We start from the raw sequence: 18,841 nt of genomic DNA on the forward strand, positions 1-18,841 counted from the left end.
ATCTAGTAACCCTCCTCATGTCTTTCCTTGATTGTTTTATACTGATCAAGTGTTAAATCCACGTGAACAGGATCGTAACAGTTTTTGAGATCGTTAAAATCAAAGAGGAAAGTTATACCGCTACACCATTTGTAAAAATCGGATAAATCTTGATCAGTTGGTTTATTGCGATCTATCCTGATGATGCACAATGCATCTGTTAAATCTGCTACATCCCCGTTAGGATCGGTTAAATCCATAAAATCAGGTCCATCACTTAGGTAACGTTCAGTGTTTTTGTTTTTAAATGCAATCGCTGGTACAGTGTTCATAATTTAGTAGCCCTCCTGCTGCCGCTTATGATTGACGGTGTTCTTGTCCATGTATGCGGATTCGATTTGGTCGATAGTGAAACCGAAGCCAACGATTCCAATTGCAATAAATAGCCACCATGCTAAACGAAAATTTGATTCTTTTGTGTATTCATCACTAAACATTTGAGAGTTCAGTAAATGCCACTGCATTTTTAAAAATGCTCCTGAAAGTCCACCTTCAAAGCCTTCCCTTTGGAAATCTTCAATGGATTCTTCTAATAAATACAGATGCCAGCCCTTTTTAATCGCAATTGATAAGAAGAAGTGCAAGCAGTCAACGTATTCTTCTAAGAGTGGGTTTTTGATGCCTGTATTTCCCATTCCATTGCATGTGTTGCACTGAATATATTCATGTCCTCCGTAGCCTTCTGCTTCCTCTACAATTCTTTCGTTGTTCTCGTCGCCCGTTCCATTGCAAACGGAACAATATATCAATCTTTCTGTTTTTGGCTGCTGGTCATCACTCCAATGCTTAAACCAGCGACCTTCATTCGCAAATTCTCCTAGTTCGGTGATGAGTGCAACATATGTGTTAGGCAGCAGGTCTTGACCTTCCAGCCCTTTTTCTCGGATGATTCGGCGGTCTAACTCCGCCTGCATTTCGAACATTTTTTCAAGGTTCATTCCGTTTCCTCCTAAGCCGCAAGGCGTTAATTTCCAAGTAATCCAGCGATCGTTATAATCGCCATGAAACCAATCAAGGTGAAGATGACAGGCCCGTTTGATTCCCTTTTCGCCATGATGACATTTCCCTCTATGATCAGATCAGGGCAATAATCAGCCAGCACTGGAACAAAAAACTTGGGTACGCCTAGATGTGCAGCTGCATCATCTATTGTCATCGCTTGATGTTTGCAGGCTTTGACCGCCTGCGACAGTTCAACGTGTTTTGGTAGACTCATTATTTCCCCGCCTCCATTAGCAAAGATCGCTGTAAGTTTTTTAGTTCAATGGTGACATCCCCCAGTTTTTCTGTTGCTCTGTTTGCCTGTGTTTCAGCCTTTTTCCAATCGTTCAAAAACTGTTCGTTCTTTTTGTTTGAGATTCTCAATTCTTGCTTTAGGCTCTGTATCTCGTTGTATAGGTCCATTTCCGTTTTACCAATTGGCACGTCTACTTTTTGCAGAAATTCAACGGCGAAGTGTCCTGAAAAACCTTCTAGGAAAACAGCAGGTGCGCTTGGATTAAATTCATCGGCCGCACATTTCCACACTCTACCTTCGTTTAGCACCGCTTCCACGCATGTATGCATGACGACCATGTCGCCCTTTTTTAGTTTCTGACTCATGATTTTTCACCGTCCTCTGCTTTTCCGAAAATCCTTTTATACGCTGCGTCAACCCTTTTGTATGCTGCATCAACTTCATTGATCTGTTCCCCTAATATTTCTAGTTCTTTCTTTGCGTTTTTCACTATCTTTCTTTTCTCTCGTATCCAATTTTCTGCTTGGTCGCATTCTTTTTTTAAACGTTTCACCTCACGCAAAAGGTCGTCAACGTTTATTTGATCTTTTGATAACATCGCAATTCCTCCCCCGCAGGGGATGATGAACCCCTGCTTATTTATTGAATTTGAATCCGTAGTCAAAACGTATTCGATCTAATTTGCCTTTGATGGTTTCGACAATCGTATGTCCGTGTTCAGGTGCTTCTGTTATATGAGCTGTGTTATTAATTCCGTCTAGGACAATCACTTGAATTTTTCCCGGTTCAACATCAGCTGTAAAAAGATCGTTTTTCCCTAATGTGATTCGTTGTGGTTCATTCACTTTGATCACTCCATGTGATATAATAAAGTTCTGTAGGTTTTATTAATCACATGGAAATCATGGTGATCACTGAGACTCGACGGATTGATCTGTGCGCTGCCAACGCCAGTCTTTACGTTTGAGTCTCTTTTTATATGGTTTGGGTGGATGTTGCTGCCTATAATCTGCTAGTTCATCCTCTGACATAACCCACGATTTTACTGGACCCGCTTTGTATGGATTCGCTACTGTTTCCAATGTGTTCACCTCCTTTTATTCATCCCTTTGAGGAACGTTGAGATTATAGATTCTTTCTAGCTCATCGTCAGTCAGTTTCTCGCAATACTCCCGCCCGTATGCCCCATTTGTAAGACTCAACCACTCGATCAAAAATTCTCTCTCTTCAACTGTCATCACTTAATGCCTCCCCTCTGTTTGAGGTGGCGCACGGCTGCTGTCTTTATCTTCTTAGGACAATCTTCATATCTCGCAATGACTTCCAGTTGACGTGCTGTCGCTTTCTCAAATGGCAACAGGATTCTTTTTCTTTTCATGCTTGTACTCCTTTCCTAGTGCCCCGCCTTTACGTGGTGAGATTTCGCCTAACTCTGCTTGATCGATAATCAGCAGCATGACATCATCAGCCTTGCGAGCCAAACGATTGGCGATATGCCTAATTGGCTCATGGTCCTGCCACATCTTCCGAAAAGCCATGATGTCCTTCTCGCACCAGATGAAGTCACTGTGCGGACAAGCGTAGTAAACTGGTTGATCTTCAAACAACTTGCGTAATTCTCGCTTCTTTGCGCTCATGACACTCTTTTTGATGTACATAGGATCGTTTGCGCCTACGCCGTTAGGACGCTCCTTGATCTTTCCTCTTTTCGAAAAATCAATCATCAGCAGCAATACTTCTTCTGACGGTCGGTTAAATAACTCTGCCATCTCTTCGATCGACCTGCCTTCGTACCAGTAATCAAGAAAACGTTTAAGGCCAACAATCGTCCATTCGAAATTGACATGATCCAAAATGATTCTAGTGACACTCATTTCGCAATTTCCTTTCTGCGACCGACCTCTTTGTGTACAACATGCACAGATGTCGCCAGATTCTTTTCTACGAGCCAATAAAGTGGGTTTAACCCATTTACCACTAAAATCTTTCTTTCGGCTCTCGTGGGCTTTCTGCCGCCTTTTTTCATAATCTTTCCTCCTTTTGTTTTTCATAGTCTTTTAAACTGGCATCCAATTGAGCTAATAAACCCTCAACCTTGAGTAGTGTTGAAACATATTGGCTACAAGATTCCAGCAATTCGCCGATCTTTTCCTGTTAATTTGAGGGTCCGGCAGCCATGTGCCATTCGTGACAAAATGCGTCCACCATGCCGCCCGTACTTTTCTGCCAAATCTTTTGCATTGTAATTCGTGGTGTAAATGTTGGCTTTGTTTTCTCTTGATTCAACAATAGTTAGCATCAAATCAATTCCCCAAGACTCTGCATCGTTCGCTTCTTTTTTGACATACTCTGCACCAATATCATCCAGAATAAATAGGTCACAATCATTTATTTGCTGTAAAATTTGAGATTCACTAATTTCTGAAGAACCGTAGGTCGATTGAATCCGTTTCAACAAAAGTTTTGAGTTTACAAAAATGACTTTTTTGTATTGGTCCTTCAATGCGATAGCAACACTGTGAGCTAGATGACTTTTCCCTAATCCGTATAGACCCTGTAGCAAGAAAGACTTGGTTTCTTTCAAATTATCAAACTCTTTTACATATCTTTGTAGCGTGTGTTGAGCATCTGCTTGGGATTGGTCAAGTCCATTGGGATAGAAATTGTCAAATGTCGCTTTTCTTGTTTCATCAGGAACGAGACTGTAAGACTTGAAAAACCTGTCGGCCTCAGTTCTTATCCGAAACTGTTCCATGCTTTCTTGAATGTTTTTGTTGTCACATGAAAGACAAATACTGATCTCTTTGTCTCTTTGCAAATAGATAGGCACCATTTCATTACAGTTAGGACATTGCCTTTCACCAATCAGTTGCGGTGCAAGATGTGATAATTGAGCACCTACACTAGAAAAGGTTGTCATACGGCGTTGTTTCTTTTGCTCTTGCTTCTGCACGTTTTATCACCCCCGCACCTTCATTCAGGTATCCTTCAAACTTTGTTCCAAACAATGTCGTTGGCTGCAAGTATTTATTCATTTTTTCGTCTTTAAGCCATTGATTAGTTTTTGTCAGGATCACTGTTTTAAAGTCTTCAATTCTAAATCCGTCATTCCAGCGTGCTTTAATTAATCTTTGTGTAGCAGCAGACGTATGTCTGAATGACTTCCCTGTTACTTTGTTCAAAAGATCAACAATCAGCTTAAATGGAATTTCAGATTCTTGAGTTTCAGGATCAACAGTCGGGTTACCCGACAATATATCTTTTAATTCTTTATCTTTATCTAATTCTTTATCTATATCTGTTGCGTGACTTGGTGTGACGTTGATCGTGACGTCACGTGACATGTCATTTTCAGGTTGTGGAAGACTCTGTTTTTTGCGTTGCTTTTGCTTTCTCAACCGGTTCTGCTTCCTGATCTTTTCGAGAGCATCCAAATTCTGATGTTTCTCCCAATTACATATACTGATATAATTCTGTTCATTAATTTCTATCATGCCGAATTTCCTGAATGTGTCTAAAGCCATACGAACAATTCCTAATGGTCTTCCAAAGATATGCGCTAACATTTCGTCTGTGTAAGGCACGTTTTCGCTTAGATAAATAAAACCAGATGCGTTAGTTTTTCCTGCTTGAGCAAGTAATTTAACCCATATAATCAACAGAGTGTCAGATTCAGGCATTTGTTCAATGAGTTTAATTTTTTCATCATCGAACATCTGGGTGCTTAGTTTCACCCATTTGACTTCCCCCATCTTCAAAAGCCTCCTAATGTTTTTTATGAATAGTTTTCTCATTAAAGCTTGTCCTTTAAAAAAAGGTGAAACAAAAGTTTCAAGCCTCTTTATTTTTTTTGTTCTTCTCTTTTTTTACTGGTGTGTAATAAGGCGCCACAGCCTCAGTAAAAAGTTTTTCTCTGTCTTCTTCCCCAAAGAAAACTTCCCCAACGAACAGGTTGCTTTTTCTCTTTTTCTTGTTCTTAGCCATAAAGATCACCTCGAAACATAATATGCAATGTGGACAGTAGGACTACCTACCAAAAAAACATTGGAATATTTTTCGATATAAGACATTTGCCATCTCAATATCGATTTTCACTTGCTCTATCTCCTCGTAAAATTCTTCCTACAGGAACTTTATGATTAAAAAAAATAGCCAATGTTTAAATTCAACTTATTACAGAATTGTAGAACACTTTTTATAGTCGGGTTAATCTTATAGTTCTCTATTTTAGAGATGTAGGAGCTTGTGAAGCCTGTTAATTCAGCAAATTCAATAATGGACATCTTTTTTTCTGAACGAATTTGCTTAATTTTTTTACCGAAAACAATCTTAAAATCCAACGTTGTACACCGCCTCTAATGTTCCTGTAGGAACTTACAAGACAAATATAACATCGTGTCTAACCCGTTGTAAAGTTGTTTTTCTAATTTTTTTCCCAAAGGAAAAAACATGTTATAATAATATGTATATCGAGCACTACAGAAAGGTGATTGCTGTTTATGGATGATATTAATAAAGTCATAGGGCGAAATCTAGCCGATTTAAGAAAAAGCAGGAGTTTAACACTCGCGCAAATATCAGAAGAAATAGGGGTTACTCATAGTTATTTATCGAAATTAGAATCTGGAAAAATAAAAAAGCCGTCATTTGAAAATTTAAATACAATTGCAAAATATTTTAATGTGGACCTTTCTTATTTCGTAACCGATAAAGAAGAACTTAATAAAATGAGTGATGAAGAAAAAGAACTCGTCTTCTCAAGAAAGTTAAGCCTGGATCTCATTGAGAAGGCAGATATTATAGATAAACATGGTAATAAAATAACAAAAGATGAAAGAGAATTTATGCTTAATGCACTTGAAAATTATCGAGAATCTAAAGCGAAGTTTTTAGGAAGAGCTTCCGTAGAAGAAGAATGAGATGGTTCTTCTTTTTTTGTTGGTTTTGATACCTTTTTAAGTAATTCTTCATAAATAATTGACATAATATCCTCCTAAACAAGAACATACATTCCCATTATATTGTATTTTTTATCTTTTTGAAAGGGTTTCCTGTTTTTAAGTTTTTGTAAAACAGGAAACTTCCCTTTAAAACACGAAAGACGTTACCATTTCTGGTAGCGTCTTTTTTACATGCCTACTTTTACATCTTTAGTTTGATAAACCGTTTCTTTTGCTGACACAGTGGTTTGATACCCTGATACAAACAGAATTACGCTGGCTAAAATCAGCACTTTAGTTAATTTTTTCATGCTTTCACCTCCTGACTATTAGAGTTTATAGTCTAGTTCCAATTTTTGCAACTCTAATTTAGGAATGTTAGCTCTGAAATACTCACGTTTTTCTGAGAAATAGTGAAGTGATAAAAGAATTTTATCTGCTCTAGCTTCTTTAATTCCATCGAATAAGTACGCATATGGCTTAAGACGCTCATCACTATAATAATCAGATAATATACTGTGCTTCTTTAATTTTCTGGTAAAATCAGAAACGTTATATCTTGAATCTATACTAGCTTTCCAGTAATACTGTAGAATTGCAATTTCCTCTTTATTTTGAATAATCTCATCTACTCTTTCTGGATGCTTCTCCATGAGATTTAAAAATATATTGTAATACGAAATTGATTTTTCATAAGATGTTAAGAAATATGAGAGTGCCAACAGATGGTTAGCGGTTATTTCATGGCTTTCACTCACTTTATTCTCAAGAAGTGATTTAGCTGCGAGTCTTGCAAACTCAACATTGTTTTCTTGCTTCAAATAAACATTTGCTAATACCTCATCTATTCTTGCGCTAAAACTTTTCCTGAGAAATGGATCTTTAATTTTGGTAATGTATGATCCTGCTTTGCTAATATAAAAGTGGGCCATATCGTATTTGCCTAAATTATAATAACCGTAAGTTTCAAGGATTAATAATAATGTTTTTGCCTCTATAGATTTGAGATTATTATTACGTAACTTACTGATGTGTTGCATGTCAAAATTTCCTCTATAATTTAGAATCCATTTGTAAAGCGAGCAAGGTTCAGGTGCAACCGCTGAGTATTCTACAATCAAGTATCTCATAACATCAAACATTTTTTGGGTATAACAATACTCCAAAGCACAAAACAAATACTTTTTATCAATACCGCTTTTGCAGTAATCTCCCATCAACTCTTTTTCTTTTTCTGGAAGTATGCACTTAACAGCCTCTATCACCATCCAGAAAGCTATCTCTTTTCCGGATAAGAATTTGCTCATGTAGCCCTTAGTAATGCCGATTTTTTTTGCGATATCTAATTGAGTCATTTCAGATGAAATTAAACTGTCTTTGAGAATTTCCCCTATTTCTTTTTTTGCAATTACACTCATATGATCACCTTTCAAAATCAATTTAGCACACTAAAGTCGAAAAAGCTGTCAAAAATTGTCGAATAAGTATGAATTTTTAATAAGAATTGTTACACTGATAATTGTATTATAATCCATTTGTGGTATAGGTTTACACATGACTTTTGGAGCTATTTTGTTAAATGTTGTTTCTGTTTGTAAAAGGTATGCTTAGCATTCGAAATATGATTTCGAACAGTCTTTTCGCTAATAAAAAGCTCGCTTGCAATTTCTTTTGTTGTTTTATCTTGGACGAGCAATTCAAATACTTCTCTTTCTCTTTTGGTTAATAGCGGCTTGGATTGAAACTCTTTCTCCTTCAAGTATTGTAACCCTCCTTGCTAAGGTGAGAGCTCTAGTCTCTATAGAATGGGATTCTGTATAGTCGAGATATCATATGCCGCGTATCAGAGGTAGGTGACGTTAAAATCAAGAATTCCCGCAGATCAGCGTCCAATTTCATACACTTAGAGCAGCACAAAAAAGGACGAGTCTCCTATCGAGACATCGTCCTTTTCAAACAGGCATTTAAAATATGGAAATGGCTCCTGTTAACAGAGCGATCAGTGTTGTAAAAAGGGCGGTTAACACAGTCCATAACAGTGCGTATTTTTGCAAATCACCAATATCTTTGTTCAGCATACTGACAAGAAGTAAGGTTGAGGCCACAAGTGGACTCAGTAAATGGACAGGCTGTCCGATAATAGAGGCGCGCGCAATTTCCACCGGAGCAATGCCATAAGCTGCGCCCGCTTCAGCCAAGATTGGCAGCACTCCGAAATAATAAGCATCATTTGAAAGAACAAAAGTAAATGGCATACTCGTCAAAGCAACAATCAGCGGGAAAAATGAGCCGTAGGAATCCGGGATTAAATAAATTACTAAATTGGCAATCGACTCAACCATTTTTGTCCCCGAAAAGATCCCTGTGAAAATTCCTGCTGCAAACACAAGGGTAATGACCGTTAATGCATTTCCTGCATGCGATAAAATTCGCTCACGCTGGTCTTCAACTTTTGGATAGTTGATCATGAGAGCGATGACAAATCCAATTAAAAAGAGAACAGGAATCGGCACGATATCGAAGACAAGTGTGGTCATGACAGCCATCGTCAGGAAAAAGTTGACCCAGATCAGATTTGGTCTCTTCATATCCTCTACGCCATCCTCAATTGATGCAGCTAATTCAGGAGAGATGGATACCTCTTCTTTGTGCTGAATCTCAGCAATACCAATTCGCTTCCGTTCTTTTTTCCCAAGTACATATGCAGTAAAAAGTATAAAAAGAGCGCCCCCTAACATCGTCGGGAGTAATGGAATAAAAAATTCAGCGGCATCTAATCCAAGCGCAGCGATTGCACGAGTAGCCGGACCGCCCCAAGGCGTCATACCGCTCATAATTCCTAATGATAATAATGAGATGGTTCCTAAAATCAGCGGGTTCATCCCAATTCTTAAGAAAAGTGGCAGCATAGCTGATACTGTAATCATGTACGTTGTTGTCCCATCACCATCTAATGCAACAAGCATAGACAAAATCGCTACCCCAAAAGCAATTTTGACAGGATCGCCTTTCACAATACGTAAAATGAGTCTAATCAGTGGATCAAATAAACCCGCATCCAGCATGACACCGAAGAACAAAATTGCAAATAACAATAAAGCAGCAGATGGTGCAACAGTTTTGAGTCCATCAAGCATCATGTCCCCTAAGCCGCTGTTAAATCCACCGATCAATGCAAATATGATAGGTACAACGGTTAAAGCCACCACCGGATGCATTCGTTTTGTCATAATGAGAAATGTAAATGTCAAGACCATCAAGATCCCTAAAATAGCTAGCACTTTATATCCCTCCATCCTCTTCTTTACACGATCAACAAGCGCCCCTTGCACTTGCGACCGGAATGTTAGCGCTTTCTATTTCAAGGATATAATAGGTTTTTTTATAATGAAAATATTGATTTTTTCGTTTATTCAATAAATTTCTTTTATAATTAACCTTGTCGACTTCTTAAAAACTCAATAAACGCTTTCACAACAGACAAATGAAGTGAGTCTGGCTGATACATGAGCCATGTATCTCTTAAAACTGGTTGTCCATCTTTATACGAAAGCCCTTTGACAAATAGCTCATCACTTGGTCGGAGGCAAATTTCTGGAACTATGGCATAGCCCAAGCCATGCTTCACCATTTCTTTCGATGTATCCTGACGGTCTGTCTCCATCGTCACAAGCGGCGGCATCGTAAACGTTTCCTGCCACCATCTGTTAATCAATCGTTTCAATGAACTGTCCGTGTGATAGTCAATGAGCGGCAGCTTCGGCAGGTCCTTTAGCTGTATATCTGATTTTGAAATGATACAAAGCCGCTCTTTATCAAGCAAAAACCGTTCTCCATTCCAATCGTAATCTCCTCTTAAAATCCCTAAGTGCACACTGGATGTCCCTAACAGATCCATTACCTTTGTGCTCCAGCCTGTGTTCACCATAAATTGAACATGTGGATACTGCTTAGAAAATTCTCTTAAAATTTCTGGCAGTTTATACTGGGCAAAATTACTTGAGACCCCTAACCGGATCGTTCCTTTGACCTTTTTTTGCATATTGAGCATGCCATCTTTCGTTTGCTGGAGCTGTTTGAGCATGTCATTTGCGTATTCAGCCAAGTACTCGCCCTCTGACGTAAATTCAATCCCTCGTTTTCTTTTGAAGAAAAGCTTCATATCAAACTCCTCTTCAAGCTGCTTCAATCGATAGCTTAAGGCAGGCTGCGAGACAAATAATTTTTCTGCCGCCTTTGTAATGTTCTTTTCTTCATAAAGTACTTTTAGAAATCGCCAGTCTTTCTCATCCATTGTGTAGTCTCCTTTTTCATTATAAAAAAATTTTATTGAATTCTCTATAAATAATGTATTTAACTTATTTCTTATTATACTTTACCATTTTGGTTAGATAAACAGTTAATTAAAAAATTGAGGGTGAGAGCAATGAGAAAAGTTCCAATCACTATCATGCGAGGCGGTACAAGCAAAGGGGTATTCATTCAAGCAAACGATGCACCCCATGAACACGATGAGATCGAGGCATTTCTTTTAGACATTATGGGCAGTCCTGACCGGCTGCAGGTCGATGGAATCGGCGGCGGTAATTCTTTAACAAGCAAGGTGGCAATTATTGACAAATCGACTCGTCCAGATGTTGATGTAAACTATACATTTGCACAAGTCAGTATTAATGAAAGATATGTAGACTTTAAAGGAAACTGCGGGAATATCTCATCAGCTGTAGGTCCATATGCCATCATTAAAGGGTTTGTTCAAGCGGTTGAGCCCATCACGACTGTACGTATCCTCAATACCAACACGAATAAAATCATTGTGGCAGAGGTAGAAGTCGAAAATGGTGAGGTTAAATTCGAAGGACATGCAGAAATTCCAGGAGTAAAAGGGACAGGTTCTCCCATTTATTTATCCTTTGAGAAGCCTGAGGGCGCTGTCACAGGTAAAACCTTTCCGACTGGGAACCGCATTGATACAATTCAAACAAAGTTCGGAGAGATTCCCATCTCGATCATTGATATCGCAAACCCGATTGCCTTTATCCGTGCGAAGGATATCCACTTAAAAGGAACGGAATTGCCTGAGGAGTTTACAGAATCATTACTGAATGATATGGAGGAGATTCGTTCCATTGCTGCTGAAATGTGTCACTTCTCTCCAAAGGAAATGGCGACATTACAGTCTCCTGCTGTTCCAAAGCTTGCGATTATTAGTGAACCAGCTGATTATGTAGATACAAATGGGATCATGAGACGAGCAGCAGATATGGATATCATCGTGCGCATGCTATCGATGCAAAGACCCCATCAAGCACTTGCCATTACCGGGTCTGTCTGCGTGTCAGCCAGCTGTTTTATGGAACAAACGCTTCCTGCACAGATTTATCAAGGTCAAGATGAAACGCTGCGAATTGGGCACCCTGCTGGTATTATGCAGACTGAAATTGATATGTCCCAAAACAGAGTCAAGGTCATTCGAACCGCAAGAGAAATTCTGGACGGGGTTGTCTTTACGAAACAAGACTATATGGTTCAGCAACACATTAAAAGAGAAGCCTAAAGCAGACGAGGAAATCGTCTGCTTTTTTACTTTTGAAGAGGTGCATCGATATCTCCGGCAGAATGGGCTTTTATATGTCCTTGGTCATCTTTTAGCTGCAGATGACCGTAGCGGTTGACCCCGCAGCAAATGCCTTCTTGCCATGTTTGTTTTTCTCGATCTAATGAGATGCGAAGCGGTTGATTCAGACGAAATAACCGTTTGTTGTAGAGGGCAGTGAGTGCTTCAAATCCCTCATTTTGCCAGCGTGTATGGTATTTTTCAAAAGCCACTGTCAGTTCTTTCACAAGCTGATCGGCTTTCACCTCTGTAAGCTCTGATAAGCAAATGGTTTTGTACGGGACATGCTCCGGCTTTGTCTCTACATTAATGCCAACACCGATATAGATGGCGCTGCGGTCTGCTTCAATCAATGTGCCGGATACCTTTGCTTCATTAATGAGAATATCATTTGGCCATTTGATCGCGAGCTGATCCTCAGCTCTCATGAGTGATTTGAGTACATCATAGATCGCTAGAGCCGTCAGCGGGGCAATCATTGACTGGGTGGAGAGATCTTCTGGCGGCATGACCGTCATGGTCACCGCGACATTCCCTGTAGGTGTTTCCCACGGTCTGCCGAGCCTCCCCCTTCCTGCTGTCTGCTGCCGGGCATAGACGGCAAATGAAGGCACTTTTCCTTGTTGAATCAGCCTCTTCGCTTCATTATTTGTACTATCAATGGTGTCATATTGAAAAATCTTCATGTGTTCTCCTTTTGTTTCTTCTTGATATGATCTTTTTATTATAACAAAACGAAGCATACACGTTTGATCAACCGTTAATTTCGCTGAGCCTGAAATATTTCTTTTTCTTCTTCTGTAAATGGGACAGATGCGCCTGTGTCTTTACTAATTTGCACCATCGTCACAGAGCCAGTAAAGCATGGTTCCTGCTGTTCATTTTCTCCTAGGTAATGAAGAATGAGGGAGCTTGATCCGACTTTTTCCGGCTTTACATACACACGAAGCCTCTCACCGATCTCCACTTGTTTGATGTAATCACATTGCAGGTTTGCAACGACCGTGATGGTCTCTCGCGCGCGTTTCATTCGTTTATCAACAAGCCCTGTTTTTTGGAAAAAGGCAATCCGCGTCTCTTCGAAATACACAAAAGGGGTGACATTGTTCATGTGGCCAAACATATCCGTTTCTGAAAAACGGACGGTCGTTTCCACATAAAATCGAAACGAAGCCCTCCATTGCTCAAACGGTTCTTCAATATATGCCGGCAGTCTCATTTGATCCACTCCTTATTCCCAAACAAACGCCTCTCCCGTATTGGAAGAGGCGTTTGTTATGTGTTGCATCCAGCCTCTTGTAAACACTCATCATGATTAGCAACGAGGACTGAATGTGATGTTATTCTGCGTGATCGCTTCCGAAGAAGTTACGGAAAGCTTGTAATGTTGTATCTCGGTTTAGTGCTGCAATTGACGTTGTCAGCGGGATTCCTTTCGGACAAGACTGCACACAGTTTTGGGAGTTCCCGCAGTTAGCTAGACCGCCATCACCCATAATTTCTTCTAGACGATCAGACTTATTCATCGCACCTGTCGGATGTGCGTTAAATAAACGAACTTGCGAAAGCGGTGCAGGGCCCATAAAGGAAGACTTATCATTCACGTTTGGACAAGCTTCAAGGCAGACACCACATGTCATACATTTAGAAAGCTCATACGCCCATTGACGTTTTTTCTCAGGCATTCTTGGTCCAGGTCCAAGGTCATATGTGCCATCGATTGGCACCCATGCTTTGACTTTTTTCAAGGAATTAAACATACGGCTTCTATCAACCTGCAAGTCTCTCACAACAGGGAATGTCTTCATCGGCTGGAGACGGATCGGCTGCTCTAACTTGTCAATTAAAGCTGTACATGACTGGCGCGGTTTTCCATTAATGACCATGGAACAAGCTCCACACACCTCTTCAAGACAGTTCATATCCCAGTTGATGGCCGTTGTTTTTTCACCTTTTTTATTGACCGGGTTACGTCTAATTTCCATAAGGGCGGAAATGACGTTCATATTCGGACGGTAAGGGATTTCGAATTCCTCATCATAAGGCTTTCCATCTGCTGTATCTTGACGTGTGATAATGAATTGAATCGTGTTTTTTTCACTCATCTTATTTCTCCACCTTTTTCTTCGAGTAATCTCGTTTACGAGGTGCAATTAACGATACATCGACGTCCTCATAGTGGAATGCAGGCTTCTGATTTTTCCCTTTGAACGTAGCCATCGTTGTTTTTAGGAATTCTTCATCGTGTCTTTCTGGGAATTCCGGTTTATAGTGTGCTCCTCGGCTTTCATTCCGGTTGTATGCCCCGATCGTAATGACTCTTGCCAGCTGAAGCATGTTGTCAAGCTGACGCGTGAAGGCAGCGCCTTGGTTGCTCCATGATGCTGTATCGTTGATGTTGATATGCTTATAGCGCTCCATCAGCTCTTCAATCTTCTGATCTGTTTTTAAGAGTTTGTCATTGTAACGAACCACTGTCACGTTATCCGTCATCCATTCTCCAAGCTCTTTATGAAGCACGTATGCATTTTCTGTTCCATCCATGCTGAGGATGTTGTCCCATTTCTCCTGCTCTTTCTTCACGGCGCTGTCAAATGTTGCAGAAGAGAGGTCTTCCGCAGACTTTTCAAGACCGCTAATGTACTTCACAGCATTTGGTCCTGCGACCATTCCGCCGTAAATCGCAGAAAGCAAGGAGTTCGCTCCAAGTCTGTTTCCGCCATGCATAGAGTAATCACATTCTCCGGCAGCGAACAAACCTTTGATATTGGTCATTTGATCATAATCGACCCATAGTCCGCCCATGGAGTAATGGACAGCAGGGAAAATTTTCATCGGAAGCTTACGCGGGTCATCCCCCATGAATTTTTCATAGATTTCAATGATTCCGCCAAGCTTAATATCAAGCTCTTTTGGATCTTTGTGAGAAAGATCCAGGTATACCATGTTCTCTCCGTTGATGCCAAGCTTTTGCTCGACACATACGTCGAAGATTTCACGCGTTGCGATGTCACGCGGTACAAGGTTCCCGTATGCTGGGTATTTTTCTTCTAGGAAGTACCAAGGCTTCCCGTCTTTATATGTCCAAACACGTCCGCCTTCACCACGAGCTGATTCACTCATGAGACGAAGCTTGTCATCTCCTGGGATCGCTGTTGGGTGAATTTGAATGAATTCTCCATTTGCATAATGAGCACCTTGCTGATAAACGATTGATGCAGCTGATCCAGTATTGATCATGGAGTTCGTTGATTTACCGAACACGATTCCAGGACCGCCTGTTGCCATGATCACGGCATCTGAACGGAAGGATTCAATTTCCATTGTCGTCAAATTCTGTGCGACAATGCCTCGGCATACTTCCTCGTCATCTAAAACAGCGCCAAGGAATTCCCAGCCTTCATATTTCGTGACAAGCCCTGCTACTTCATAGCGGCGAACCTGCTCATCCAGTGCGTATAATAGCTGCTGACCCGTTGTGGCACCAGCAAATGCTGTACGGTGGTGCTGTGTTCCCCCGAAGCGGCGGAAGTCCAGTAATCCCTCTGGTGTTCTGTTAAACATCACACCCATACGATCAAGTAAGTGGATAATGGACGGCGCTGCTTCACACATTGCCTTTACTGGCGGCTGGTTGGCTAAGAAATCTCCGCCATATACCGTGTCATCAAAATGCTCATAAGGTGAATCCCCTTCACCTTTTGTATTCACCGCTCCGTTGATTCCGCCCTGTGCACATACTGAATGCGAACGTTTTACAGGTACGATTGAAAATAGTTTAACAGCTGTTCCCGCTTCTGCTGCTTTTATAGTTGCCATGAGACCAGCTAAGCCGCCTCCGACAACGATGATGCTAGAATTACTCATTGTAGCCCCTCTCCCTCTTCTACTAATCTATTTCCTCTTAAACAAAAGCGAAAATTGCTCTTAGCCCTACATATGAAAGCGCTATAAATATACCTAATGTCACATATGTGGAGATTCTTTGTGAGCGTGGTGAAACGGTAATTCCCCAGCTGACAGCAAATGACCACAAGCCATTAGCAAAGTGGAAAATAGTAGATAAAACGCCGACAATATAGAAGCCTAGCATAAATGGAGAGCTTAAAATATTCGCCATCATGTCATAGTTTACTTCAGCTCCAAGCTGAGCTTGAATTCGTGTTTCCCATACGTGCCAAGTGACAAAAATCAATGTGATGATACCTGTAATCCTTTGCAGTCTGAATAACCAGTTTCTTAAGTAACTGAAGCGTGACGTGTTGTTTTGTGCCGTAAAGGCTATGTACACCCCATAAACAGCATGATAGATCAGTGGTAAGAAAATCACGAACAGCTCAAGTGCATATCTGAATGGAAGCTGTTCCATAAAGTGTGCAGCTTTGTTAAACGCCTCTGGTCCATTTGTCGCAAAGTGGTTAATCACTAAGTGCTGTATTAAAAATAGACCGACCGGAATGACGCCAAGCAAAGAATGCAATCTCCGATAAAAAAATTCTTTGTTCCCCGACATTACTTTACCCCCTAGTAAAAAAAGTGCAATTGCTTGAAAATTGTCTTACCCCCGCTTCTTTCAAATGTAAGCACTTTATTCAAATTTATTGACAATTTCATTTTACTCCTATGTCAAAAAAGCGTCAAGAAACCGCGTACATAAATTAAAATTTTCCGAAATTTAAAAGTTTTAATTCAAAATTCGTTTTACTACAATAAGAATTTCTTAGACTTCAGGGAAAACTCTGTCATCATATGCCCACATAAGCTATAATAAATTGTTGAAAGAGGGGAGCCGTACAATGAATAAATTTGAATCTAACTTAGAACAGCTAAAAGAAATTGAAGTTAATGGATTTGCCTACGAGCTGATACGCGAAGTTCTGCTGCCTGACATTCTTGGTCAGGATCATTCATCTATGATGTATTTTGCGGGTAAGCTGCTTGCTCGTAAATTTCCTCAAGAGTCATGGGAGAAAATCCCCGAATTTTTCCATGATGCCGGATGGGGGACACTCACGATGGCCCATTCTAAAAAACAGGAAATTGAGTTTGAGCTCGAAGGTCCACTTGTATCGAATCGACTCACCTATCAAAAAGAGCCATGCTTTCAAATGGAGGCAGGTTTTATTGCTGAACAGATTCAGCTTCTCAATGAGCACGTTGCTGAATCCTATGAGCAAGTGAAAAAGCGTGCTGATAAAGTCATTTTAACCGTTAAATGGGATTTAAGAGACCCTAGCTAACACTGTTTATGAAAGGCGAGGACTACCGGTCACGCCTTTTTTTATATGTCTTCTTCTATCATAGCATACTTAGTGAATGGGTTTATGCACGTGTGTTCCTTTCTTTATGCGGCTGATTCAAATATAAAAAAGAGGTGCACTCTTTCATGAGATACACCTCTTTTTATTCTTTTAAGAATGAGCAGCTGCGCTCGCTTTCGATAAATCAAATGCATCATGCAGGGCTTCCACCGCTTTGACCATATCATCACGGCCAACCACTGTGGAAACTTTGATTTCAGACGTACTGACCATTTTCACTTGAATGTCTTTTTCAGCTAACACAGCGAACATTTCAGCAGCTACGCCTGGATTTGAGACCATACCAGACCCAACGATGGATACTTTGGCTAATTTGCTTTCTGTCTCAATCTGCTCATAGCCAAGCGCCCCTTTATATTCTTCTAGTACTTCAACTGTTTTGGACAAATCATCTGTTTTCACAGAGAAAGAGATGGAAGTCTGATTTGTGCTTGTGACGGACTGAATGATGATATCAACATTGATATTTTGCTTAGCAAGCGTCGTAAAAATGGTCGACAATGTTGTTAAACCGCTTGACAGGCCGCACACCGTCACGCGTGTCATCTGATCTTCAAATGCAATTCCTCTTACGACTAAATTTTGTTCCATGGATGATTCCTCCTCAATTAACGTACCCGATTCATTTACAATACTAGAACGGACTTCTAGTGGGACTTGATAATTTTTCGCAAACTCAACGGCTCTCGGATGCAAGACGCCTGCCCCTAAATTGGCCAGCTCGAGCATCTCATCGTATGAAATTCCTGCAAGTTTTCGCGCGGACGGTACATAACGCGGATCTGTCGTAAACACACCCGGTACGTCCGTGTATATATCACATTTGTCTGCTTTTAATGCAGCAGCAAGTGCCACAGCCGTCGTATCTGATCCCCCGCGTCCAAGTGTTGTGATATGTAGGTCATCTGCAATTCCTTGGAAACCTGCTACAACAACGACTTTCCCAGCACTTAGTTTCTCTTTGATTCTTGATTCATCGATGTCCACGATTCTTGCATTTCCGTGCACCTGCTCTGTTTTCATACCAGCCTGCCAGCCTGTAAAGGAAATGGCATCATAGCCGTTTGCTTGCAGCGCCATCGCCAATAATGAAATGGTCACTTGCTCCCCAGTTGTTAGCAGCATATCCATTTCTCTCTTGCTTGGATCATCTGTGAGTTCTTTGGCAAGGTCTACTAGAACATCCGTTGATTTTCCCATCGCCGACACAACCACGACCACATCATGACCTGCCTTACGTTCAGCGATGACTCTCTCTGCGGCTTTGCGAATTTTTTCTGTCGATCCAACAGATGTTCCGCCAAATTTTTGTACAATTAGTCCCATGTCTACCACCCTTTTTCAAAAGATCACGTGTGAGAGAAGAGCAAGAAGCGGCTTTGGAGACTGCCCACTCACTGCAAATAAAAAAAGCAATGAGAGAACAAATCTCCCATTGCTTTGAAATCATCATTAAAAGATGCAAACAATGAGATAGCCCTCCAAGAAATAAATTCTTGACAGCCCTACATTTCTTCAATGTACAGCCAGCGAATAAAATGAGTGGATTTTATTCACTTCGGCGACGCTCCCCTTTCAGCCCTCTTCCTAGATCCCATCGATCTCTGAAGGCCTACTCTTGAAGTTCGCACCTCTATCTTCAACAAACAACACGTTCATTTATTAAATTAGTCACATCTTAACAGAC

General features: G+C 40.6%; 27 protein-coding genes and 1 riboswitch. Of the genes, 3 read left to right on the forward strand and 24 right to left on the reverse strand.

Annotated elements, in window-relative coordinates; all coding sequences use genetic code 11:
- Positions 1 to 2 precede the first annotated feature (2 nt).
- From ACSLGF_RS07345 to ACSLGF_RS07405, 13 genes are all read right to left on the reverse strand, one after another.
- Positions 3 to 311 (reverse strand): hypothetical protein, encoded by a 309-nt coding sequence (locus ACSLGF_RS07345; protein WP_456003926.1) that lies wholly within the window; start codon positions 309 to 311, stop codon positions 3 to 5.
- Positions 312 to 314: 3 nt separating this feature from the next.
- Positions 315 to 977 (reverse strand): dUTP diphosphatase, encoded by a 663-nt coding sequence (locus ACSLGF_RS07350; RefSeq protein WP_456003928.1) that lies wholly within the window; start codon positions 975 to 977, stop codon positions 315 to 317.
- A 26-nt stretch (positions 978 to 1,003) separates the two neighbouring features.
- Positions 1,004 to 1,255 (reverse strand): hypothetical protein, encoded by a 252-nt coding sequence (locus ACSLGF_RS07355; RefSeq protein WP_456003930.1) that lies wholly within the window; start codon positions 1,253 to 1,255, stop codon positions 1,004 to 1,006.
- On the reverse strand, positions 1,255 to 1,641 hold the full coding sequence (locus ACSLGF_RS07360) for a hypothetical protein (protein WP_456003932.1): 387 nt from the start codon (positions 1,639 to 1,641) through the stop codon (positions 1,255 to 1,257). The genes ACSLGF_RS07355 and ACSLGF_RS07360 overlap by 1 nt, the downstream gene beginning before the upstream one ends.
- The gene (locus ACSLGF_RS07365) at positions 1,638 to 1,874 is read right to left on the reverse strand and encodes a hypothetical protein (RefSeq protein WP_456003934.1); all 237 of its coding nucleotides are present in this window, start codon (positions 1,872 to 1,874) and stop codon (positions 1,638 to 1,640) included. Before ACSLGF_RS07365 ends, ACSLGF_RS07360 begins: the two co-directional genes overlap by 4 nt.
- Before the next feature lie 37 nt (positions 1,875 to 1,911).
- Positions 1,912 to 2,121 carry an XtrA/YqaO family protein gene (locus ACSLGF_RS07370; protein WP_456003936.1) on the reverse strand — a complete coding sequence of 70 codons (210 nt, stop codon included), beginning with the start codon at positions 2,119 to 2,121 and terminating at the stop codon, positions 1,912 to 1,914.
- Positions 2,122 to 2,187: 66 nt separating this feature from the next.
- Entirely contained in the window at positions 2,188 to 2,367 is a 180-nt protein-coding gene (locus ACSLGF_RS07375) for a hypothetical protein (protein WP_456003938.1), read from the reverse strand.
- A gap of 6 nt (positions 2,368 to 2,373) precedes the next feature.
- On the reverse strand, positions 2,374 to 2,514 hold the full coding sequence (locus ACSLGF_RS07380; RefSeq protein ID WP_456003940.1) for a BH0509 family protein: 141 nt from the start codon (positions 2,512 to 2,514) through the stop codon (positions 2,374 to 2,376).
- Between the two features lie 108 nt (positions 2,515 to 2,622).
- Entirely contained in the window at positions 2,623 to 3,150 is a 528-nt protein-coding gene (locus ACSLGF_RS07385) for a hypothetical protein (protein ID WP_456003942.1), read from the reverse strand.
- A complete protein-coding gene (locus tag ACSLGF_RS07390) occupies positions 3,147 to 3,302 on the reverse strand; it encodes a DUF6906 family protein (RefSeq protein ID WP_003216234.1) in 156 nt (51 codons plus the stop codon). Before ACSLGF_RS07390 ends, ACSLGF_RS07385 begins: the two co-directional genes overlap by 4 nt.
- Positions 3,303 to 3,395: 93 nt before the next feature.
- Entirely contained in the window at positions 3,396 to 4,229 is an 834-nt protein-coding gene (locus tag ACSLGF_RS07395) for an ATP-binding protein (RefSeq protein WP_456003944.1), read from the reverse strand.
- Positions 4,180 to 5,028 carry a phage replisome organizer N-terminal domain-containing protein gene (locus tag ACSLGF_RS07400; RefSeq protein ID WP_456003946.1) on the reverse strand — a complete coding sequence of 283 codons (849 nt, stop codon included), beginning with the start codon at positions 5,026 to 5,028 and terminating at the stop codon, positions 4,180 to 4,182. The genes ACSLGF_RS07395 and ACSLGF_RS07400 overlap by 50 nt, the downstream gene beginning before the upstream one ends.
- A gap of 387 nt (positions 5,029 to 5,415) precedes the next feature.
- Positions 5,416 to 5,616 (reverse strand): helix-turn-helix domain-containing protein, encoded by a 201-nt coding sequence (locus ACSLGF_RS07405; RefSeq protein ID WP_456003948.1) that lies wholly within the window; start codon positions 5,614 to 5,616, stop codon positions 5,416 to 5,418.
- A gap of 159 nt (positions 5,617 to 5,775) precedes the next feature.
- Between ACSLGF_RS07405 and ACSLGF_RS07410 the strand changes: the two genes are divergently transcribed.
- Entirely contained in the window at positions 5,776 to 6,195 is a 420-nt protein-coding gene (locus ACSLGF_RS07410; protein ID WP_268508634.1) for a helix-turn-helix domain-containing protein, read from the forward strand.
- Positions 6,196 to 6,404: 209 nt separating this feature from the next.
- Here ACSLGF_RS07410 and ACSLGF_RS07415 read toward each other — a convergent pair whose 3' ends face one another.
- The 5 genes from ACSLGF_RS07415 to ACSLGF_RS07435 all read right to left on the reverse strand — a co-directional run bounded on the left by ACSLGF_RS07415 (position 6,405) and on the right by ACSLGF_RS07435 (position 10,510).
- Positions 6,405 to 6,527: a hypothetical protein gene (locus ACSLGF_RS07415; RefSeq protein WP_268508633.1), complete on the reverse strand. Its 123-nt coding sequence runs from the start codon at positions 6,525 to 6,527 to the stop codon at positions 6,405 to 6,407.
- Between the two features lie 18 nt (positions 6,528 to 6,545).
- Positions 6,546 to 7,634 carry an AimR family lysis-lysogeny pheromone receptor gene (locus ACSLGF_RS07420; protein ID WP_456003950.1) on the reverse strand — a complete coding sequence of 363 codons (1,089 nt, stop codon included), beginning with the start codon at positions 7,632 to 7,634 and terminating at the stop codon, positions 6,546 to 6,548.
- Between the two features lie 149 nt (positions 7,635 to 7,783).
- Entirely contained in the window at positions 7,784 to 7,975 is a 192-nt protein-coding gene (locus ACSLGF_RS07425; RefSeq protein WP_456003952.1) for a helix-turn-helix domain-containing protein, read from the reverse strand.
- A gap of 205 nt (positions 7,976 to 8,180) precedes the next feature.
- Complete coding sequence (locus tag ACSLGF_RS07430) at positions 8,181 to 9,497, reverse strand: CitMHS family transporter (RefSeq protein ID WP_456003954.1); 1,317 nt, start codon at positions 9,495 to 9,497, stop codon at positions 8,181 to 8,183.
- Between the two features lie 152 nt (positions 9,498 to 9,649).
- On the reverse strand, positions 9,650 to 10,510 hold the full coding sequence (locus tag ACSLGF_RS07435; protein WP_456003956.1) for a LysR family transcriptional regulator: 861 nt from the start codon (positions 10,508 to 10,510) through the stop codon (positions 9,650 to 9,652).
- Between the two features lie 132 nt (positions 10,511 to 10,642).
- On the opposite strand from ACSLGF_RS07435, the gene ACSLGF_RS07440 reads away from it, so the two are divergent.
- Positions 10,643 to 11,773 carry a PrpF domain-containing protein gene (locus ACSLGF_RS07440; RefSeq protein WP_456003958.1) on the forward strand — a complete coding sequence of 377 codons (1,131 nt, stop codon included), beginning with the start codon at positions 10,643 to 10,645 and terminating at the stop codon, positions 11,771 to 11,773.
- Positions 11,774 to 11,799: 26 nt separating this feature from the next.
- Here the strand turns inward: ACSLGF_RS07440 and ACSLGF_RS07445 are convergent, their stop codons facing one another.
- From ACSLGF_RS07445 to ACSLGF_RS07465, 5 genes are all read right to left on the reverse strand, one after another.
- Positions 11,800 to 12,519: a biotin--[acetyl-CoA-carboxylase] ligase gene (locus ACSLGF_RS07445; RefSeq protein ID WP_456003960.1), complete on the reverse strand. Its 720-nt coding sequence runs from the start codon at positions 12,517 to 12,519 to the stop codon at positions 11,800 to 11,802.
- 74 nt (positions 12,520 to 12,593) lie between these two features.
- Complete coding sequence (locus tag ACSLGF_RS07450; protein ID WP_456003962.1) at positions 12,594 to 13,052, reverse strand: acyl-CoA thioesterase; 459 nt, start codon at positions 13,050 to 13,052, stop codon at positions 12,594 to 12,596.
- Between the two features lie 121 nt (positions 13,053 to 13,173).
- Positions 13,174 to 13,938, reverse strand: a complete 765-nt coding sequence (gene sdhB / locus ACSLGF_RS07455) for a succinate dehydrogenase iron-sulfur subunit (RefSeq protein ID WP_060781255.1) — start codon at positions 13,936 to 13,938, stop codon at positions 13,174 to 13,176.
- Between the two features lies 1 nt (position 13,939).
- Positions 13,940 to 15,700 carry a succinate dehydrogenase flavoprotein subunit gene (gene sdhA / locus ACSLGF_RS07460; RefSeq protein ID WP_456003964.1) on the reverse strand — a complete coding sequence of 587 codons (1,761 nt, stop codon included), beginning with the start codon at positions 15,698 to 15,700 and terminating at the stop codon, positions 13,940 to 13,942.
- Between the two features lie 37 nt (positions 15,701 to 15,737).
- Complete coding sequence (locus tag ACSLGF_RS07465) at positions 15,738 to 16,346, reverse strand: succinate dehydrogenase cytochrome b558 subunit (protein WP_456003966.1); 609 nt, start codon at positions 16,344 to 16,346, stop codon at positions 15,738 to 15,740.
- Positions 16,347 to 16,629: 283 nt separating this feature from the next.
- Between ACSLGF_RS07465 and ACSLGF_RS07470 the strand changes: the two genes are divergently transcribed.
- The gene (locus ACSLGF_RS07470; RefSeq protein WP_456003968.1) at positions 16,630 to 17,073 is read left to right on the forward strand and encodes a YslB family protein; all 444 of its coding nucleotides are present in this window, start codon (positions 16,630 to 16,632) and stop codon (positions 17,071 to 17,073) included.
- 171 nt (positions 17,074 to 17,244) lie between these two features.
- Here the strand turns inward: ACSLGF_RS07470 and ACSLGF_RS07475 are convergent, their stop codons facing one another.
- Positions 17,245 to 18,480 (reverse strand): aspartate kinase, encoded by a 1,236-nt coding sequence (locus ACSLGF_RS07475; protein ID WP_456003970.1) that lies wholly within the window; start codon positions 18,478 to 18,480, stop codon positions 17,245 to 17,247.
- Between the two features lie 140 nt (positions 18,481 to 18,620).
- A riboswitch (Lysine riboswitch) is annotated at positions 18,621 to 18,798 on the reverse strand.
- Positions 18,799 to 18,841 lie beyond the last annotated feature (43 nt).

The sequence above is a fragment of the Bacillus sp. A015 genome (assembly GCF_053851875.1).

What these genes read in the sequence shown, in the direction of transcription:
- ACSLGF_RS07345 (WP_456003926.1), bottom strand. Translation starts at nt 311, where the DNA reads ATGAACACTGTACCAGCGATTGCATTTAAAAACAAAAACACTGAACGT.
- ACSLGF_RS07350 (WP_456003928.1), bottom strand. Translation starts at nt 977, where the DNA reads ATGAACCTTGAAAAAATGTTCGAAATGCAGGCGGAGTTAGACCGCCGA.
- ACSLGF_RS07355 (WP_456003930.1), bottom strand. Translation starts at nt 1,255, where the DNA reads ATGAGTCTACCAAAACACGTTGAACTGTCGCAGGCGGTCAAAGCCTGC.
- ACSLGF_RS07360 (WP_456003932.1), bottom strand. Translation starts at nt 1,641, where the DNA reads ATGAGTCAGAAACTAAAAAAGGGCGACATGGTCGTCATGCATACATGC.
- ACSLGF_RS07365 (WP_456003934.1), bottom strand. Translation starts at nt 1,874, where the DNA reads ATGTTATCAAAAGATCAAATAAACGTTGACGACCTTTTGCGTGAGGTG.
- ACSLGF_RS07380 (WP_456003940.1), bottom strand. Translation starts at nt 2,514, where the DNA reads ATGACAGTTGAAGAGAGAGAATTTTTGATCGAGTGGTTGAGTCTTACA.
- ACSLGF_RS07385 (WP_456003942.1), bottom strand. Translation starts at nt 3,150, where the DNA reads ATGAGTGTCACTAGAATCATTTTGGATCATGTCAATTTCGAATGGACG.
- ACSLGF_RS07390 (WP_003216234.1), bottom strand. Translation starts at nt 3,302, where the DNA reads ATGAAAAAAGGCGGCAGAAAGCCCACGAGAGCCGAAAGAAAGATTTTA.
- ACSLGF_RS07400 (WP_456003946.1), bottom strand. Translation starts at nt 5,028, where the DNA reads ATGGGGGAAGTCAAATGGGTGAAACTAAGCACCCAGATGTTCGATGAT.
- ACSLGF_RS07410 (WP_268508634.1), top strand. Translation starts at nt 5,776, where the DNA reads ATGGATGATATTAATAAAGTCATAGGGCGAAATCTAGCCGATTTAAGA.
- ACSLGF_RS07415 (WP_268508633.1), bottom strand. Translation starts at nt 6,527, where the DNA reads ATGAAAAAATTAACTAAAGTGCTGATTTTAGCCAGCGTAATTCTGTTT.
- ACSLGF_RS07420 (WP_456003950.1), bottom strand. Translation starts at nt 7,634, where the DNA reads ATGAGTGTAATTGCAAAAAAAGAAATAGGGGAAATTCTCAAAGACAGT.
- ACSLGF_RS07435 (WP_456003956.1), bottom strand. Translation starts at nt 10,510, where the DNA reads ATGGATGAGAAAGACTGGCGATTTCTAAAAGTACTTTATGAAGAAAAG.
- ACSLGF_RS07440 (WP_456003958.1), top strand. Translation starts at nt 10,643, where the DNA reads ATGAGAAAAGTTCCAATCACTATCATGCGAGGCGGTACAAGCAAAGGG.
- ACSLGF_RS07445 (WP_456003960.1), bottom strand. Translation starts at nt 12,519, where the DNA reads ATGAAGATTTTTCAATATGACACCATTGATAGTACAAATAATGAAGCG.
- ACSLGF_RS07450 (WP_456003962.1), bottom strand. Translation starts at nt 13,052, where the DNA reads ATGAGACTGCCGGCATATATTGAAGAACCGTTTGAGCAATGGAGGGCT.
- sdhB (WP_060781255.1), bottom strand. Translation starts at nt 13,938, where the DNA reads ATGAGTGAAAAAAACACGATTCAATTCATTATCACACGTCAAGATACA.
- sdhA (WP_456003964.1), bottom strand. Translation starts at nt 15,700, where the DNA reads ATGAGTAATTCTAGCATCATCGTTGTCGGAGGCGGCTTAGCTGGTCTC.
- ACSLGF_RS07465 (WP_456003966.1), bottom strand. Translation starts at nt 16,346, where the DNA reads ATGTCGGGGAACAAAGAATTTTTTTATCGGAGATTGCATTCTTTGCTT.
- ACSLGF_RS07470 (WP_456003968.1), top strand. Translation starts at nt 16,630, where the DNA reads ATGAATAAATTTGAATCTAACTTAGAACAGCTAAAAGAAATTGAAGTT.
- ACSLGF_RS07475 (WP_456003970.1), bottom strand. Translation starts at nt 18,480, where the DNA reads ATGGGACTAATTGTACAAAAATTTGGCGGAACATCTGTTGGATCGACA.